Source organism: Nocardia cyriacigeorgica (assembly GCF_005863245.1).
Lineage (GTDB): Bacteria > Actinomycetota > Actinomycetes > Mycobacteriales > Mycobacteriaceae > Nocardia > Nocardia cyriacigeorgica_C.
Genome location: NZ_VBUT01000003.1, coordinates 203,736 through 220,150, shown reverse-complemented (window position 1 = coordinate 220,150; position 16,415 = coordinate 203,736). Strand labels below are relative to the sequence as shown.

Sequence of the window (16,415 nt, the reverse complement as noted above, 5' to 3'; positions counted from 1 at the left end):
TTACGGAAAATCACTGATTAGTGACGCAAGCCACATTCGACACGAATCTGTGAGCCAGTGCGCGCCGATGCAGGCCCCCTATCAGCGCAAACGACCGGAACCCGCAGGTCACGGGCCGATTACGGCGCCTACCCATGACGCACCGTGGATAAACTGAGAAATTGCTTAACGCCGCGCCCACAATGTCATGGGCAATTCGCGAAAATCTGCCGCTGCGCTCCTGGTCGCAGTACGGCAGGGCCCGACAAATTAAGCGGATCGTTATTCCGGGAATTCCGTTGTCACTGTCATATTCGCCGCGCCGGCCGCAATGCTCCGATCCGGGCTGTCGCGCACCGGTTTCAGCGTCCGTCGGATGCGCACGCCGCGGATCGGGCTCGTCGCCGCCGAACGATGCCGACTCGTGTGACGGCTCGGGCAGTCGTCGTGCGCCGACATTCCGAATCCGCAGGGCCGGCAGCGAACCTCTCACCCGGCGCATGCGTCCCCTCGCCGATAAGGTGAGCGGCGGATTCCACCCTCGCCCCAGGAGCCGCCGTGCCCCGCCAACCGTCGAACCAGCCGAGCCAGCAACGACTGCACAGACGCCTGGGCCTCGCCGATGCGGTCATGATCGGCCTGGGCGCCATGCTCGGCGCCGGCATTTTCGCCGCGTTGGCCCCGGCCGCGAACGCCGCGGGAAGCGGGCTGCTGCTCGGGCTCGGCGTGGCCGCGGTGGTCGCGTACTGCAATGCGACGTCGTCGGCCCGGCTGGCCGCGCGCTATCCCGACTCCGGCGGCACCTACGTCTACGGCCGCGAAAGGCTCGGCCCGTTCTGGGGTTATCTGGCGGGCTGGAGTTTCGTGGTCGGCAAGACCGCCTCGTGTGCAGCCATGGCGTTGACGGTCGGGGTGTATCTCTGGCCGGGTCATGCGCATGCGGTGGCGGTCGCCGCGGTGGTCGCCTTGACGACGGTGAACTATCTCGGCGTCCAGAAGTCGGCACTACTGACCAGGGTGATCGTTGCCGTCGTCCTCGCGGTCCTGGCGGCGGTGGTCGTCAGTGCCACGACTTCGCCCGAGGCGGATCCCGGCCGCTTGGCATTCGGATCCGACATCACGCTGCTCGGCGTGCTCCAGGCCGCGGGTCTGCTGTTCTTCGCATTCGCCGGCTATGCCCGCATCGCCACCCTCGGCGAGGAGGTGCGCGATCCCGCCCGCACCATTCCGCGCGCCGTCCCGATCGCCTTGGGTATCACCTTGGTGGTCTACGCGGCCGTGGCCGTCGCCGCGCTGCTGGCACTCGGACCGCACCGCCTGGCCGAATCCACCGCGCCGCTGGCGAGTGCGGTCCAGGCCGCGGGCGCCGACTGGCTGTCCCCCATCGTCCGGGCCGGTGCCGCGGTCGCCGCGCTCGGTTCGCTGCTGGCATTGATCCTCGGCGTCTCCCGCACCACCCTCGCCATGGCCCGCGACCATCACCTGCCCCGCACCCTCGCCGCGGTCCATCCGCGCACCGGCGTCCCGCACCACGCCGAAATCGCCGTCGGCGCCGTCGTCGCCCTCGCCGCCGCCACCGCCGACCTGCGCGCCGCCATCGGCTTCTCCTCCTTCGGCGTCCTGCTCTACTACGCCATCGCCAACGCCTCCGCCTTGACCCTGACCCGAGACGAAGGCCGCCCACCCCGCGCCGTCCCGATCGTCGGCCTCATCGGCTGCCTGCTCCTGGCGTTCACACTGCCGGTGGAATCGGTCCGCGCCGGAGCGGTCGTCGCCGCCGTCGGCGCGGTGGCCTACCTCGCCCGACGAGGTGCGGGCCGCTCCGGCACGTGAGCGCCGAGACCGACCCGCTACGCACAACGCCGGAAATGTGCAGCGGCAGCACTGCTTCGGTGCCTAGCATTCGCCCATGTCCCTGCGCACAATTCCCGTCTCGATGGACCCGAAGATCGTCGCGTCCATCGACTCGACGTTGGATCGCGTCGAGCGCGAGCATCACGCACGGGTTCGGCTGGCGATCGAAAGCGGCAGCCGGGCATGGGGATTCCCCTTACCGGATTCCGACTACGACTGCCGGTTCCTGTATGTCGCGAGCCTCGATGCGTATCTGTCACCGTGGCGGACACGGGATGTGATCGAGACGCCGCTGGTCGGGCTGCTCGACGTCAACGGCTGGGATCTCGGTAAAGCGTTGCGGCTGCTGGTGAAGGGCAACGCGGTGCTGATCGAATGGTTGCAGTCACCGATCGTCTACCGCGGGGACGATCGGTTCCGCGCCGAACTGCTCGAGCTGGCCGAGGCCGTCGCCGACCGCAACCGGGTGGCGCGACACTATCTGCATCTCGGCGATCGCCAGTGGAAGCTGTTCGAGCGCAACGGATCGTTGAAGAAAGTGTTCTACTCGCTGCGTCCGGCCATGGCACTGCGGTGGCTGCGCGAGCATCCCGGCGCCGCGGTAGCGCCGATGCATCTGCCGACATTGATGGCGCAGTGCGAGTTGCCCGCCGACCTGGTCGCAGCGATCACCGAACTGACCGAGGTGAAATCGCGGACCCGCGAAATGGGCAGCGGCTCGGCGCCGGAGCCGATCGCCGCCTTCATCGCCGCGGAGTTCGACCTCGCCGACAGCGCGTTCCCGAAGACGATCGACCGCGATATGGCCTCGATCAAGGAGCTCACAGCGGCGTTCTTCCGCCGGGAAGCAGCGGGCGCACCCGCGTAACACACACCTGCCCGCGGCTCAGCCGTTCACGCCTACTGCGGCGGCGTACGCCGCCGCCAACCGTTCGCTCGGCCGTGGCGCCGACGGATCGGGGCGGGGCGTGCCGAGATGTTGTTCCCGCAGCTCGTCCATGAACTCCTCCCACAGCTGCGGACCGCCCTCCTCCAGCAGCTCCGCACGCACCCGCAGCCGGTGGCTGGTCTCGCGGTGACGCAGTCCCCATGACCCCAGATGCGCCATGATCGGCACGAGCTGGATAGCGGACTCGGTCAGCCGGTATTCGGCCTTGCGGCCCGGGCCTGCGTCCTCCCGGCTCAGCAGTCCGGCGGCGACCAGGCGCTTGAGCCGGTCGGACAGGATATTGGAGGCGATACCTTCCTCGGAGCCGGCCAGCAGCTCGCGGAAGTGGCGGCGATTGCCGAACATCACGTCACGCAGCACCAGCAGCGTCCACCGGTCGCCGATCACCTCGATGGTTGCGTTGATCGGGCATCCCGAACGTCCGTCTTCGCGCATGCGGTCCTCCTTCGATCCATCTCCACTGCTTGCAATATACAACCACCTGCCGCTACAGTTCGAGTCAACCGATTGCAAACAGCAACCACATTCCGCGAGGAGGCCATCATGCCCAAGGTCCGAGCCAATATCTCCATCTCCCTGGACGGCTTCGTCGCAGGGCCGAACCAGAGTGTCGAGAACCCCCTCGGCGAGAACGGCGAACGCCTGCACGACTGGATCTTCAGCACCCGCGCCGGCCGCGCGATGATGGGCGAGGAGGGTGGCGGCACCGGTATCGACAACGATCTCGTCGCCACCCAGGAAGACGGCATCGGCGCAACCATCATGGGCCGCAATATGTTCGGGCCAGTCCGCGGCGCCTGGCCCGACCACGACTGGACCGGCTGGTGGGGCGAGAACCCACCGTTCCACCACGACGTCTTCGTGCTCACCCACCACCCGCGCCCCTCGGTGCCGATGGCGGGCGGAACCACCTTCCACTTCGTGGACGCGGCACCGGAAGAGGCCCTACAACAGGCCTTCGCCGCCGCCGGCGGACAGGACGTCCGCATCGGTGGCGGCGCGGCGACCCTGCGCCAATTCTTCCGGGACGGCCTGATCGATGAGATGACCCTGTCGGTGGTGCCGATCCTGCTCGGCGCCGGCGAACGTCTCTTCGACGACCTCGGCACCCTCCCCGGCTACCAGGTCGCCGTGCTCGGCAGTTCGCCCGCCGCATCCCACCTGAGCATCGCCCGGCAGTAGTCGGCCCGGCCCGGAGCACGCACCCGCCCGCTCACGATGATCGGATCGCTCGACCCAATCGCTGTCTCGTTTCCAGCCTGAGGTGCACCCGGTCACGGCGGAGTCCTGGCTTTCCCTGAGCCGGATTCGCCCCGCGCTTCGGCGCGTCGCTGCCGGGGACCCACAGATTGGGTGGGGGGTTCGGTGCCGCCGGCCAATGGTTATCGGGCACACGACCATGCCACGACCGGATTTTGTCCGCGCTGCCGGTCATCGGATGCGGCCTGGTCGTCAAACGTGAACTGCAACAACAGAAATGGCGGAGTAGCGATGCCGTCTACCGCTGGGAGTCCGGCCTCTACCACTTGATGTCCGAATCGGATAAGGCCGCATTCGAGCACGAGTTCGTCGTCCACGACCGGCAGCGACTGCTCTGACACCCGCCCCCAGAAAGGGGCAAGCCCCGCACCGTACGGTGCGGGGCTTGCGAAAGTCACGCTGTTCAGATAGCGCGGACGTCCTGAGCCTGCGGACCCTTCTGGCCCTGCCCGATCTCGAACTCCACACGCTGACCCTCTTCGAGGGTCCGGAAACCCGACCCGGAAACTGCCGAGTAATGCACGAAGACGTCAGGGCCGCCTCCGTCTTGCGCGATAAAGCCGAAGCCCTTTTCGCTGTTGAACCACTTCACGCTGCCTTGAGCCATGTTCTGTACTTCATACTTCCTGTAGATGAGCCGAGCAAATGTCAAGCCCGGTCTCGCCTACAACGATGCCATGCTTTGCGATATTCCTCCACCTCTAGAGCACGTGACTGTGAGGTAACTATCCCTCGGCGCATTCCACTATGGAGTGTGGACGATTGCCCAGGTTACGAGCGTGTCACGGCCGGACGCGGCCACAGCGCCCCTGCACCGATGAATTTCGGTCCCGGCCGCCGTCCCTATCCCTGTGGGCCGACAGACAGGAGCGCAGGCATGACGAGGCCGTTTCGATTCGGGGTCGTAGCCCCGCTCAGAACCGATCCGAGCACGTGGCGAGATCGGGTACGCCGCATCGCCGACTACGGCTACTCGACGCTGCTGGTGCCCGACTTCCCGCAGACGCAACCGGCACCCGGCCCGATGCTCGCCACCGCCGCTGCCCTGACCGACATGCGCGTCGGCACCTGGGTGTATGCCTCTCCCCTGCGTCCCGCGTGGCTGACCGCATGGGAAGCGCACTCCCTGACACTGCTCACCGATGGCCGATTCGAGATGGGCATCGGCACCGGCAGGCCGGGAATCGAGGACGAACTCCGCGACAAGGGCGTACACGCCACCCCACCGACCGAGCGACTGAGCGAGATCCGAAAAACAGTCGACACGCTGCGCGATCTCGACGGACACGATCATCACACCCCCGTGGCGATGGCAGTGTACGGCCCGAAGGCACAAGCGCTGGCCGCCGAGGTCGCCGACATCGTCACCTTCACGCTCGGTGATCAGCCTCGCAGCGAAGTCGCCCGCATAGCACGGGATTTCCGCACCGCCCGGGACATCGAGCTCGCCCTCCACGTGCCGGTCATCGGCGACACAGTCGCGCCCCATATGGCCCACCCGGCCACCGACCCCGCAGCCCTCCGCGCGGCGGACGCGCTGACCGTCCTACCGGAGGACCCAGTGGCAGCCAAAGATGAGATCCAGCGACGCCGAGAGGAAATCGGCTTCTCCTATTTCGTCATCGGCGCCGACTTCGCAGACCGATTCGCTTCGGTCGTCGCGGAGCTCGACGGACACTAGCGTGGGAGCCTGGATCCTTAGGCGTTGCAGTAGCGCCGCGTGATCTCACTCCCCGTCGTGCGGCCACCAGATCGCAGCGGCTATCACAAGAACCGGGAGTCCCACAGCGATGGTGTATACGGCAGGAAGTACCCAGCCGCTCACGTCCGCGTCCCATGGATCGAAGGATCGGCCGCGTCCCGGCAGCGGGGCCGGTCAGCAGCTTTGTCGAGGGAGAGAGCTTGTGGCTATGGCACTTTCAGCTCGTACTCGTCGGAAATGCCACGTCAATACTCGAGCCTGACCACTTCGGCAAGGTCGCGCATCTGCGGTGTGAGCGTGCGCCGCTTGGTGATGATGCGGCTCAGGATTTCTCGCGCCAATCGCTGTTCCACGAACCACGGCCGTGCTTCGTCCGACAGCTTCGCCAGCACATCGACCGCCCGGTCGTAGCGCCGCAAATCGACCTGCGCCGCGGCGACGTCGAGCAGATGGCGGTTGCGGTTGTCCGAGGTCGGGCGCAGATCTGGCGGTATGTCACGCGCGAGACGCAGCGCGATGTCCGGCCGGTCATCGATCACGGCGTTCTCGACCCGTTTCATCGCGACCGTTGCGGGGTCGAAGGTGGTCCAGTACTGGTGGTACGGGCTGCGTTCGGGCCGGATCGCAACCGCTCCCGCCGCGGCCAGCCGCATCATGTCCTCGGCCTCGTCCGGCCGATTGTCGCGGACAGCTGCCGCCGAACCACGCAGCAGGAGCCAGCCCCAGGTGGATATTTCACGCGTCGTTGCCGCTGACAACCGTGGCTCGATCCGGTCGGCCCACTCCGTGGAGAGTCGACGCACCTGGTCGAACCGCCGTTCCACGATCAGCGACCAGCACAGTGTGACGACAGCGGACGCCGCATCCAGCACGTTGCCGGTGGCTTCTGCGTCCGACACCGCAGACTCCAAGGCCAGTCGCGCAGGTTCCAGCTGACGCGTTTGGACCAGCACCGACCCGGCGAGTTGATGCACCCGCGATCGCAGCAGCGGTGGAGCACCGTTCCCGTCCTGAATCAAGCGCGGCAGAATTCGGGCGAGCTGTTCGTACTCGTTGTCGTGATACAGCCGCGTGGCATGCGCGAGCACGGCCTCCAGCCCAGGTGCCGGCGCGGCCACATCCTCTGCCGGTAGCCGCAGCGCTGCCAGGGTCGGCGCCCACCGCGCATCGGCGGAGTCGCTCTCCGGAAGGTCGGGAGCGGGCCCGAGCAGCGCCGTCAACGGACAGCCGAGCGCGACAGCCAGTCGGCGTAGCGTATCGATCCGGGCATCGTCGCGCTCCCCTTGCTCGACCTTCCGAACAAGCGACAACGACACCTTGGCGGATTCCGCCAGCTCACGCTGAGTGAGCCCCCGCCGCTTCCGGATACTCTGGAGCCGCTCCCCGAGGTCCATGTGTTCCAGGCTAGCGGCAAGGACGACTCCCGCAATCGTGAATCTCGCAGACTCTCATGTCATTCGAACGTGTTCCTTGTACCAGCTCGAGCCGTAATCCCATGGCACACTGTGCATGTGAGGCTGGATCAGGAGCATGCGCTGCGGTTGGAGATATTCGATGCATTAAGCGAGCTGGTCGACGCAAGAGGCGGTTTCGTTTCGCGTTCCGATTTGGCAGAGTTTTCGATCAGAGGAGCCAGACTCCCGCTGATCGATCGCAATCGAGGCATCCGCAATCCGGCGGATTTCACCGCCACGCTATCCATCTTGTCCAAGCCGGATAGTCCCTACGCCGATGCCGAGGTCGGTGACTCGCTGTTCAGCTACGACTACCGCGCCGGACACATCGACAAGGGCGACAACGTCAAGCTTCGCAAGACCGCGGAAACCGAGCTCCCATTCATCCTGCTCCGATGGATCAACGTAGGAAAGATCATCCGGTACGTTCCGATCTTTCCGGTCTACACCATCGACGACGACTCGGTGAACCGACGGATCCTCATCGCACTGGACGAATCATTGCGGAAGGTCAGCAATCCGCGCGACCTCACACCGGTCGAGCGCAAGTACGCCCAACAGGTCACCAACAAGCGCTTGCACCAACCCCAGTTCCGTAGCCAGGTGTTGATCGCGTATGCGAACCGGTGCGCGATGTGCCGGCTGGGCCGACCGCGGTTGCTGGAGGCCGCACATATCGTTCCGGACGCACATGAGCACGGAGCCGCCGATATCTCGAACGGTCTGAGCCTGTGCCGCATCCACCATGCCGCCTACGATCACAACCTCATCGGTGTGTCCCCAGACATGAAAATTCACGTCGGTCCGGAGATCATGTCGGCCACGAATGAAGGGCCGATTCTCGAGCACGGCCTACAGGACCTGCACCAGGTCGAGCTCCAGCCGCCGATATCCGAGGACTACCGCCCGTCAAGACAAGGGTTGGAGCTGCGTTTCGAGGAGTTCAAGAATGCGGGCGGCACCCTCGGACAGGACACCGATATCGCCCTGCCGCGCTCCACTGCGGACATCAAGGTGACCAAAACGATGATCACGCAGAAGGAATTCGCGGCTGACCGCTGACACTCGGCCGCGTCCTTGCCGTAACGGCGCACCGACGAGCACGGCTCTAGCCGTCGGCTCCCTCGCCGACCTCCACGATTGCCGAATCATCACCGGAGTCCACAGCGGTGAACCGAATGACGTGCCCGTCTCGACCTGTCGCCGAGGCAGGTGCGACGAAGCCGAATGCCATTACCAGCTTCCCGGGATCGATCTGCATGTCCGCCGTGATATCGCTGCGATGCCGTGGCTCGACGACCGGATGCACCATGACCGCACCCCGTCGTGGGCGCACCAGCGCCTCGGTAGCGGGATCGCCACATGACGGGAGGCCTCCCGCGATGCGGATCGCGATCGACCGATGACGGTTCGTACTGATGGCACCGAAGAGCGGGTCGCGGCGACGAACCCGCTCCCACCGGGTGAACAGGCGAGAACCGACACGGAGTTCCTTGTCGCGCTGGGGCCGTTGCGGTGCCAGCACCACCCAGTCGTCCACCTGCCGCGCTGCGCCAGTCGAGATGCTGCGCAGGTACTCGAGATGCGGCGCGAATTGTGCCGGCGCACGCCACCGATTGCTTTCGACAATGGCCAAGAACTCGTCGGCGTTAAGGAGGCCGATCAGTGCAGATAGCCGATGTACTCGGCCTTGGTCTGCGAAGTGGTAGGCGAAATCTGTCGTCGAGGCGGAAAGCCGTTCGAACACCGGCTCCCACAACGCAGTGTTGTGCCGCAGATCGGCCGATGACGTCGGGTAGGCAAACGGTTCTCGCCACCGCCCCGGAGACCGGATCTCGATCAGCTGTGCGTTGTACATCTTGTTCGGGCTGGTCGGTCTGAGCAGTGGCAGGTGCTGCGAAACCAGCGGGGGCACCTTCGCCGGCGTCAGTTGCGGCGAACCGTCGACCGGCGCCGCATACTGCACGAGCTCGGCGCGGAAGGCGTCTTCGTCCATGCATACGGCCTCGAACGCCCGATACAGGTCGATCCCTTTCGACCCGCTCCCCTGTTCCTCCCGACCGATATACAACCGCACCAGATCCCGGTAACCCTCGCGGAATCCGAACCAGCGCCCCATCTGCATCAGGGCGGAAACGTTGGCGGCTCGGCGGCGGAAGTAGGAGATGGTGAGGCCTTCGACAGTGAAGCCGCGCGAGAGTTTTTGGCCGCCGATGAGGATTTTCCAGATGCGGCGCTTGTCGAAATCGGCCTCCCCGGTTTCGATGTCCTTGTCGCCGTTGACGACGATGATCGGTTTGTTGTCCTGGCCGATCTCCATGACGGCGGGGCCGATGTAGGGCATGAGCTCGTCGTAGGACTGCAGTACCGAGTACCTGCCGGCGCGGGCGGCGGAGACGGGAGCCAGGTCGGTGTCGAACAGGGCGCGGAGACGGCGGTGGCCGGCTTCGCCGAGATAGCCTGCGTTCCACCAGAGTTTGGTGACGCGGGCCAGCAGTTCTCGATGACTGTGCACCCAATTCGCCTCGTGGATGAGCATGGTGTGATGCTTGAATTTTTCCTCGCCCAGACCGTCGGCCTCGGCGCGGAAGAGCTTCATCGCCGCGGTCAAGACGAACATGTCCATGGCCTGTTCTAGGCAGGCGACATCGTCATCGTCGGAGACCACGACGTCACGCACATGGGCGAGCTCATTGGAGTTGGCGACAGTGCGCTCTTCCTCCGGAATATCGGAATCGAGATCGTGGAAGTCGCTGGCGCCCATATAGCCCGCGGGGCGCGGGAGCGAGATGATGAAGTCCTTGGGGAAGATGTCGGCGGTATCGCTGGGATCAATGAAGACGTTCGCGTACGGGGTTGCCGTGTAGCCGACGTACTGCGCTCTCGGCAGCATGGTGAGCAGTTCGGAGATCTTCTGATTGATCGCGGTGCGCTCGGCATCCGGTTTAGGGCGCGAGGTGTTGACCGAGGCCTCGTCGGATTCGTCGTCGATGATCAGGACCGGGATCTCCGACAGCGGTGTCTTGATTTTGTTCAGGTCCTTGACGAGCTTGGACAGCACGGTCTTGTTCTTCTTGACGACCATGAGTCGGGCCGAGGAGCGGTACAGATTGCGCTCGTCGTAGAGCGGAAGCGCCGGCTCTTGCTTCTCGAACTCGAGTGCCACGATGCCTTGCAGCAGGCTCTTGTAGTCGTTGTCGCGCGTTGTCATGCGCACGATATCGAAGGCGCCGAGGGCTGACGGCAGGCCGCCGAATTCCACGAAACGACCACGGGCCCAATCCGGGTCGTCGGCGTAATCGGAATCGAATTCACTGGCTCCGCGCAGGATGTTCTCTCGGCCGACCAATTCCATGTCCAACCTACGTTGGGTCTGAGCCCGCAGGAGGTTCAAGGTGCCGCCGAGCACGATGATCAGGCGATATCCGGCGTCGACAGCCTTGGCGATGACGCCGGTGAAGTTGGCGGTTTTACCCGACTGGACGTAGCCGACGACCAGACCCTTGGACTGGTACGCCATTGCACTCGCGGGATCGGCAAGCCGCTCGACGACGTTATCGGTAGCGACATTGAGGTCTTCAATCGCTTCGTCCGACCAGCCCTTGGTTCGGAGCAGCTGACGGTAGGCGGGCCAGTACCACGGACGTCCACGTTGTCCCACGGAGTCGTACCAGGGCACGAATTCCTCGCTGATCACCACCGGAAGTTCCGCCTTCGAGACCGGAACCAGCGCTTCCAGCAGTTTGGCGGTGGAGGTGTCGATTTCCAGCAGTCGATAGATATCGGCGCGGCGCCCATCGGTTCGTGCCGGCTCGGACGACCACGCAGGCGCGTCCGTGAAATCCCATTGCGTCAGCTGTTTGCGCCACATGTCGACGATCGGATCGCCGGGCTGCGCGTTCAGCAGGGTCTCACGGAAGTCTGTCTCGTCGGCGAACGGTGCGGCTGCGTCCGGAAGGTCCTCCGCCTGGTAGGCCATCGCACGCGCCAGTCGCTTGGGTCGACTGCCTGCCATATCGGCCAGCACAGCCGTATGCAACTCGATACGCAGGGCGGGTTCACTGTTCATTGCTGCCCTCCGGATTCCGAGATTTCCGCCAGCTCGGTCCGGGCTGCCGCGACCAGCACCGCCTGCCACAACTGCAAGTTGTCCTTGACTCGCCGCCCGCTGTACTCCTTCTGGAAAACCTCGTGCACCAGCAGGTACAGCAAGGCCTTCATGGTGGGAGCATCGTTCAGGCTGCCTGCCCTGCCGCCGAGGATCGCGGGGCGGTAGCGGCGGTTCAGCGCAATGACCCGGTTCTCGCGATCGATGTCGAAGAACTCGTCGCCGGCTAGCTTCTGCCACAGGATCGAAATCGGCTCCTCGCCCGGGATGAGTGGCAATTCCTCCTCGATCGTCTCGCGCACTTCGGGTCCGAACCCGCGGCCGGGCGGGATGACCGCCTTACGCGTCGCGCCCGCTCTTTTCCGGGCCTCCCGGTAGGTCTGCTGGGCATCGGCGAGATAGTCGACGAAAAGATTTCCACTGGCGTCGGCAGCGGATTCCAAGGCGGTAAGGAATTCCGGTGAGGACTCCACGCCCTCCTTCTTTACGCTGAGCCGGAACACATCGCCAGGTTGGTCAGGCACATCGATGGCCACCCGCGCAAGCGAAAGATGCTGTTCCGGCTGCCGAAAGTTGTTCCAGCCGCCGGCCTGGACGACCCGACCGTTGCGACAAAAGTAGAAGCCCTGACGGTCGATGACGCTGCCGACCGCCCGGTACTGGTCGACGTTCGATTTCGGCGGCCAGATATGGGCAGTCAGAAATACCGGTCCGAGCGACGGGACCTCGGCCACGAACTTGCGCGGATAGTCGGCGTGGCCGGTGACCGGGTAGCCGAACGGATCCAGCGGCTGCACACCGAAGTTCATGTAGATCGCACCGGTACGGATGTCCTCGACCGCGATCGTGATGTTGAAGTCCGCCCGCGCAAGGAAGCGATGCAGTTGCAGGCCCAGGTGCAGCCCCAGTTTATTGATGGTGCGGTGCAGGTAGCGGTCGGTCTGACCGCCCCCACCTCGGGTCGGGAAGTTCTTCACCCCATCCCATCGAATCACGGTGCCGTTCCACCGGATCGGACACTGGTCATAGCGATCGATCAATGACATCGCGTATTCAGGCGCAACGATATCGCACTGGAAACCGGCCAATGCGTGTTCCATCACCCAGCGCCGACCGGCAGGGCGCGTTGTTTTGGTGCGGCTGACGACCGTGACGGCACTCGCGTGGCTAAGGGAGGCGGATTTGAGGCCGGTGCCGAACATGCCGAGAGCGCCGGGCTGGTAATTCCGGCGGCCGCCGACGGTCATGGCGATATCGAGCTCGTCCTCGGACATGCCGCGCCCGTCATCGATGACCAACAGGCTGACCAGGCTGTCCCCGTCGCGCAGGAAGTGAATGACCACATCCTTGGCGCCTGCGTCGATGGAGTTGTCGACGAGGTCGGCGATTGCGGCTTCGAAACCGTAGCCCTGGCTGCTCAAGGCCTCCATATATCGCGGGTCCGGCGGAAGATGCTTGGTCCCCGTCGTCGGGACGTCGAAACTCCACTCCTGCGCATTGTCCACCCTGCCCGCCTCACTACACCCGCGCCGCTGCTTTTTCGAGGAAACTCGTGCGTGAAATCTTCCCCGACTCGGGTGGTGTTACAGGCGGGCCGACGCCCGCGCTCACGCGGGCAGGAGTCTGCCCACTACCTCAGCCAACTGCACCACGTTCCGGCACTCATGCATCGTGACGTGCTCCGCGTAGAGATGGGCCGCGGAATCCCCGGTGTTCCAGGAGCGGGCCGGTTCGGGGTTCAACCAGTAGGCGTGTTTGGCCTTGTCGAGCATGAGGGTCAACGCGGCGAGATTCGGGTCGGTGCGGTTGGTGCGGGCGTCGCCGAGGATGAGGAGGGAGGTGCGGGGGCCTAGGGCGTCGAGGTGGTTGGTGACGAAGCCGGCGAGGGCTTCGCCGTAGTTGCTGCTGCCGAAGCGGGTGACGCCGGATTCGCGGATGATGCGGGCGGTGAGGTCGGGGGTGGGTGGGGTGCCGGGGGTGAACCAGGGGGTGATTTCGGCGCAGGTGTCGATGAAGCCGAAGCTGCGGACGCGGCTGAACTGGTCTTGCAGGGCGGACACCAGCAGGAGGGTGAATTCGGCGAAGCCGGTGACGGAGCCGGAGAGGTCGGCGAGCACGACGAGGTCGGGGCGGCCGTGTTTGCGGGCGCGCAGGACGGGGGTGACGGGGACGCCGCCGGTGGACATGGAGGCGCGCAGGGTGCGGCGCAGGTCGATCTGGCCGCGGACGGCCTTGCGGCGGCGGGCGGCCAGTCGGGTGGCGAGCTTGCGGGCCAGCGGGTGGACGAGGCGGCGCATCTCGGCGAGGTCCTGTTCGCGGGCGCCGAGGAAATCGATGCGGTCGCTGCTGGATTCGACGCCGCGGCGGGCGATGTAGTCGGTGCCGCGCAGCTCGGCGGACCGGATGCGGGCCTCGGTTTGCAGGGCGGCGCGGAAGGCGCGCAGGCGGCGGTCGGCTTCGATGGTGTGCACCGCGGTGTCGAATTCGCTGGTGGCGCTGCCCATTCGGGAGACGATGCGTTCGGCGAGGTCGTCGGGTCGCAGCGCCTTCAAGGTCAAGTACGACGACCAACCTGCGCCGGAGGCTGTCGTGACAACACCCGATGCGCCTGCGCCCTGTCCCCCGCTGCCATAGCCGCCGAGTTCAGTGAGGGCGCGGCGGGCGAGTTCTGTTGTGGCATCAAGGTTGTTGGCGGCGAGGGTGGTGACGAGTTCGTCACGCAGGGTTTCTATGGCGTTGGAATTCGGTTCGCGCACTTCGCCGAATCCGGCTCGGCCGAGGAAGTAGAGGTCGAAGAGCTGATCGAACACCGAACGTTGGCCGTTGCGGCGCAGCAGGGTTGCGGCCAGGCCGGAGCGTAACTGATCAGGGTTGTCGGTGCCGAGGGCGACGATGGCTTCGGCGGCGTCGATGGTTTCGCTGGGGCCTGCGGTGATGCCGTGCTCGCGGAGCAGGGTGACGAAGGCGACCAGGCGGTCGGTCATCGATTCGTGGCGTGATCCGGCCGTGTGATCACCGGTTCGCTGTGTCGACGGCGTCACCTATCGGCCCTACCCTGCGAAACGCGGCGCCGCGCACGAGTGCGAACAGGCCACCCACAGGTCGCCCTCACGCCGGCTCTCCCGTCGTACCTGACTCATCCAGCTCGAGCCGCTCCACCGCGACCCGATGATCGGACTGATGCTTCAACAACACACCCAGTGTCGACCGCACCATCGTGCCGGTGAGCCGGCGCGCCCCCAGCGCGACGAGAGTCCTTGCCCAATCGACGGTTTCGGCGACCGACGGCGCCTTGCGCAGCGGGAGTTGGCGGAGCGCGCCGACCGTGCGCACGACAGGTTCGGTCAGTGCCGCATCGAGTTCGGGAACCCGCAGCCGGACGATGGCGCGTTCCAATTCGGCGGTTGGATAGTCGATGTGCAGATAGAGGCAGCGGCGCTTCAATGCCTCCGACAGCTCGCGATTGGCGTTGGAGGTCAGGATGACGAACGGCTTGCGGACCGCGCGAATGGTGCCGAGCTCGGGGATGCTGACCTGGTAGTCGCCGAGCACCTCGAGCAGCAGGCCTTCGAGTTCGACGTCGGCCTTGTCGAGTTCGTCGATCAGCAACACCGTCGGCTCCGGGTTGCGGATGGCGGCCAGCAGCGGGCGCGAGAGCAGGAACTCTTCGGTGAAGACATGCTCGCGGGTGCTGTCCCAGCCGTCACCCTCGGTGGCGGTGATGCGCAGCAACTGCTTGGCGTGGTTCCACTCGTAGAGGGCGCGCGCTTCGTCGATGCCTTCGTAGCACTGCAAACGGATCAGCTCGGCCGCGGCGGTGGCGGCGATGGCCTTGGCCAGTTCGGTCTTGCCGACGCCGGCGGGGCCTTCGATGAGCAGCGGTTTGCCCAGATGGCCCGCCAGGAACACGGCGGTGGCGATATCGGTGGACGGCAGATAGCCGGCGGCGGTGAGCCTGCGGGTCACCTCGTCCACCGAGGCAAAGAAGTTACTCATCGGTAGACAGTGTAAAACGCCTCGGTCAGGGCCCAGACGTCACCATGCGAGCGGAGACGAACGCAGCTCGGCGATCGAGACCCCCCGGCGCCGCTTCACCAGGCCCCGCAAGGTCCCCGCGTTCAGGTACCCGACCCGCGAGGCGACCGCGTCCAACGTCAGATCGGTGGTGCGTAGCAGCTGCGCGGCACGTTCCAGCCGGATGTCGTTGACGAAGTCGCGTGGTGACATGCCCAGTTCGGCCTGGGTGGCGCGCTGCAAGCTGCGTTCGGTGACGCCGATCGCCTGCGCGGCGGTGGAGATCAGGAACTGCTCGGCCAGATGGTCGCGCACCCAGCGTTCGAAGGCCGCAGTGACCGAATTGCCGCGGGCGATGATCTCGGGCAGCACGAAGTCGCTCTGCTTGCGCCCGTTGCCGGCGACCATGTACCGGCTGGTGAGTTCGGCCAGCGCGGGACTCACCGATTGCACAAGCGACAGCGCGAGATACATGTGCGACAGCGCGGCGCCCGCGGTGCTGACGCGCGGGCCGCGGCAGAGGATGCGGCTCTCGTCGAGCGCGATCTGCGGGTACCGGCGCCGGAACGTCGGGCCGAGCCACCAGCTGGTGGTCGCCGCGGATCCGTCGAGCACACCGGCCTCGGCCAGGAAGAAGGTTCCCGAGCAGGCGCCCGCCACATGCGTGCCGTTCTGGTGGACCTGCCGGATCCGATCCAGCACAGGCTTGCTGCGGGCCGAGGCCACCAGCTCTACCAACGGTTCGGGATCGAGCACCTGCACCGCGGGCACGATCATCATGTCGGGTTCGGCCGCACCGTCGGCCAGCGCTGTCGTGGCGATGGTGTGCCCATGTCCGGAGGTGACGCTGTCGCCGAACGATACGGTGCGCACCCGCCACGGGGCGGGCGGCGTCTCGAGCTGGTCGCGAGCGGCATTGGCGGTGTTGAACGTTTCCTGCAATGCCGCCAAACCGAAGTCGGCCACACCATCCATCACGAACACCCCGACATCCATGTCGGGAATAGTACTGAACATGTCGTTTCCGACACTCGGTAATGGCGGACAGGCCGCATAGTGTCGATTCCAGTGACGGCCCGCACAGTTGTTCGGCCC

Annotated in this window: 14 protein-coding genes; 6 read left to right on the top strand and 8 right to left on the bottom strand. The window is 65.5% G+C overall.

Annotated features, from left to right (window positions below):
* The first annotated feature begins 537 nt into the window (after positions 1–537).
* Both FEK34_RS07495 and FEK34_RS07490 read left to right on the top strand, forming a co-directional pair.
* Positions 538–1,812 (top strand): APC family permease, encoded by a 1,275-nt coding sequence (locus FEK34_RS07495; RefSeq protein ID WP_283206587.1) that lies wholly within the window; start codon positions 538–540, stop codon positions 1,810–1,812.
* A 76-nt stretch (positions 1,813–1,888) separates the two neighbouring features.
* Positions 1,889–2,701, top strand: coding sequence for a nucleotidyltransferase domain-containing protein (locus FEK34_RS07490; protein WP_138447139.1), 813 nt, complete (start codon positions 1,889–1,891; stop codon positions 2,699–2,701).
* 18 nt (positions 2,702–2,719) lie between these two features.
* Here FEK34_RS07490 and FEK34_RS07485 read toward each other — a convergent pair whose 3' ends face one another.
* Positions 2,720–3,217 (bottom strand): winged helix-turn-helix transcriptional regulator, encoded by a 498-nt coding sequence (locus tag FEK34_RS07485; RefSeq protein ID WP_138447138.1) that lies wholly within the window; start codon positions 3,215–3,217, stop codon positions 2,720–2,722.
* Positions 3,218–3,325: 108 nt separating this feature from the next.
* Here FEK34_RS07485 and FEK34_RS07480 point away from each other — a divergent pair, with 108 nt between their 5' ends.
* A complete protein-coding gene (locus tag FEK34_RS07480) occupies positions 3,326–3,964 on the top strand; it encodes a dihydrofolate reductase family protein (RefSeq protein ID WP_138447137.1) in 639 nt (212 codons plus the stop codon).
* A gap of 233 nt (positions 3,965–4,197) precedes the next feature.
* Entirely contained in the window at positions 4,198–4,380 is a 183-nt protein-coding gene (locus FEK34_RS07475; RefSeq protein ID WP_212748723.1) for a hypothetical protein, read from the top strand.
* Positions 4,381–4,445: 65 nt separating this feature from the next.
* On the opposite strand, the gene FEK34_RS07470 is transcribed toward FEK34_RS07475, so the two are convergent.
* On the bottom strand, positions 4,446–4,649 hold the full coding sequence (locus FEK34_RS07470) for a cold-shock protein (RefSeq protein ID WP_030521844.1): 204 nt from the start codon (positions 4,647–4,649) through the stop codon (positions 4,446–4,448).
* Between the two features lie 270 nt (positions 4,650–4,919).
* On the opposite strand from FEK34_RS07470, the gene FEK34_RS07465 reads away from it, so the two are divergent.
* Complete coding sequence (locus FEK34_RS07465) at positions 4,920–5,723, top strand: LLM class flavin-dependent oxidoreductase (protein ID WP_138447136.1); 804 nt, start codon at positions 4,920–4,922, stop codon at positions 5,721–5,723.
* Between the two features lie 266 nt (positions 5,724–5,989).
* Here FEK34_RS07465 and FEK34_RS07460 read toward each other — a convergent pair whose 3' ends face one another.
* Entirely contained in the window at positions 5,990–7,138 is a 1,149-nt protein-coding gene (locus tag FEK34_RS07460) for a helix-turn-helix domain-containing protein (RefSeq protein WP_138447135.1), read from the bottom strand.
* A gap of 117 nt (positions 7,139–7,255) precedes the next feature.
* Here FEK34_RS07460 and FEK34_RS07455 point away from each other — a divergent pair, with 117 nt between their 5' ends.
* Entirely contained in the window at positions 7,256–8,260 is a 1,005-nt protein-coding gene (locus tag FEK34_RS07455) for an HNH endonuclease (protein ID WP_138447134.1), read from the top strand.
* Positions 8,261–8,306: 46 nt separating this feature from the next.
* Here FEK34_RS07455 and FEK34_RS07450 read toward each other — a convergent pair whose 3' ends face one another.
* The 5 genes from FEK34_RS07450 to FEK34_RS07430 form a co-directional block, all read right to left on the bottom strand.
* The gene (locus tag FEK34_RS07450) at positions 8,307–11,225 is read right to left on the bottom strand and encodes a Z1 domain-containing protein (RefSeq protein WP_249358845.1); all 2,919 of its coding nucleotides are present in this window, start codon (positions 11,223–11,225) and stop codon (positions 8,307–8,309) included.
* Positions 11,226–11,263: 38 nt separating this feature from the next.
* Positions 11,264–12,811 carry an ATP-binding protein gene (locus FEK34_RS07445; protein ID WP_249358844.1) on the bottom strand — a complete coding sequence of 516 codons (1,548 nt, stop codon included), beginning with the start codon at positions 12,809–12,811 and terminating at the stop codon, positions 11,264–11,266.
* Positions 12,812–12,913: 102 nt separating this feature from the next.
* Positions 12,914–14,290 (bottom strand): vWA domain-containing protein, encoded by a 1,377-nt coding sequence (locus tag FEK34_RS31105; RefSeq protein WP_138447133.1) that lies wholly within the window; start codon positions 14,288–14,290, stop codon positions 12,914–12,916.
* A 124-nt stretch (positions 14,291–14,414) separates the two neighbouring features.
* Entirely contained in the window at positions 14,415–15,302 is an 888-nt protein-coding gene (locus tag FEK34_RS07435) for an AAA family ATPase (protein ID WP_138447132.1), read from the bottom strand.
* A 39-nt stretch (positions 15,303–15,341) separates the two neighbouring features.
* Positions 15,342–16,316, bottom strand: a complete 975-nt coding sequence (locus tag FEK34_RS07430) for a GlxA family transcriptional regulator (protein WP_138447131.1) — start codon at positions 16,314–16,316, stop codon at positions 15,342–15,344.
* Between the last annotated feature and the right edge of the window lie 99 nt (positions 16,317–16,415).

Excerpts from the sequence above, each read along its gene's own strand:
- FEK34_RS07485 (WP_138447138.1), bottom strand. The coding sequence starts at position 3,217 with ATGCGCGAAGACGGACGTTCGGGATGCCCGATCAACGCAACCATCGAG.
- FEK34_RS07490 (WP_138447139.1), top strand. The coding sequence starts at position 1,889 with ATGTCCCTGCGCACAATTCCCGTCTCGATGGACCCGAAGATCGTCGCG.
- FEK34_RS07435 (WP_138447132.1), bottom strand. The coding sequence starts at position 15,302 with ATGAGTAACTTCTTTGCCTCGGTGGACGAGGTGACCCGCAGGCTCACC.
- FEK34_RS07465 (WP_138447136.1), top strand. The coding sequence starts at position 4,920 with ATGACGAGGCCGTTTCGATTCGGGGTCGTAGCCCCGCTCAGAACCGAT.
- FEK34_RS07430 (WP_138447131.1), bottom strand. The coding sequence starts at position 16,316 with ATGGATGTCGGGGTGTTCGTGATGGATGGTGTGGCCGACTTCGGTTTG.
- FEK34_RS07480 (WP_138447137.1), top strand. The coding sequence starts at position 3,326 with ATGCCCAAGGTCCGAGCCAATATCTCCATCTCCCTGGACGGCTTCGTC.
- FEK34_RS07470 (WP_030521844.1), bottom strand. The coding sequence starts at position 4,649 with ATGGCTCAAGGCAGCGTGAAGTGGTTCAACAGCGAAAAGGGCTTCGGC.
- FEK34_RS07460 (WP_138447135.1), bottom strand. The coding sequence starts at position 7,138 with ATGGACCTCGGGGAGCGGCTCCAGAGTATCCGGAAGCGGCGGGGGCTC.
- FEK34_RS31105 (WP_138447133.1), bottom strand. The coding sequence starts at position 14,290 with ATGACCGACCGCCTGGTCGCCTTCGTCACCCTGCTCCGCGAGCACGGC.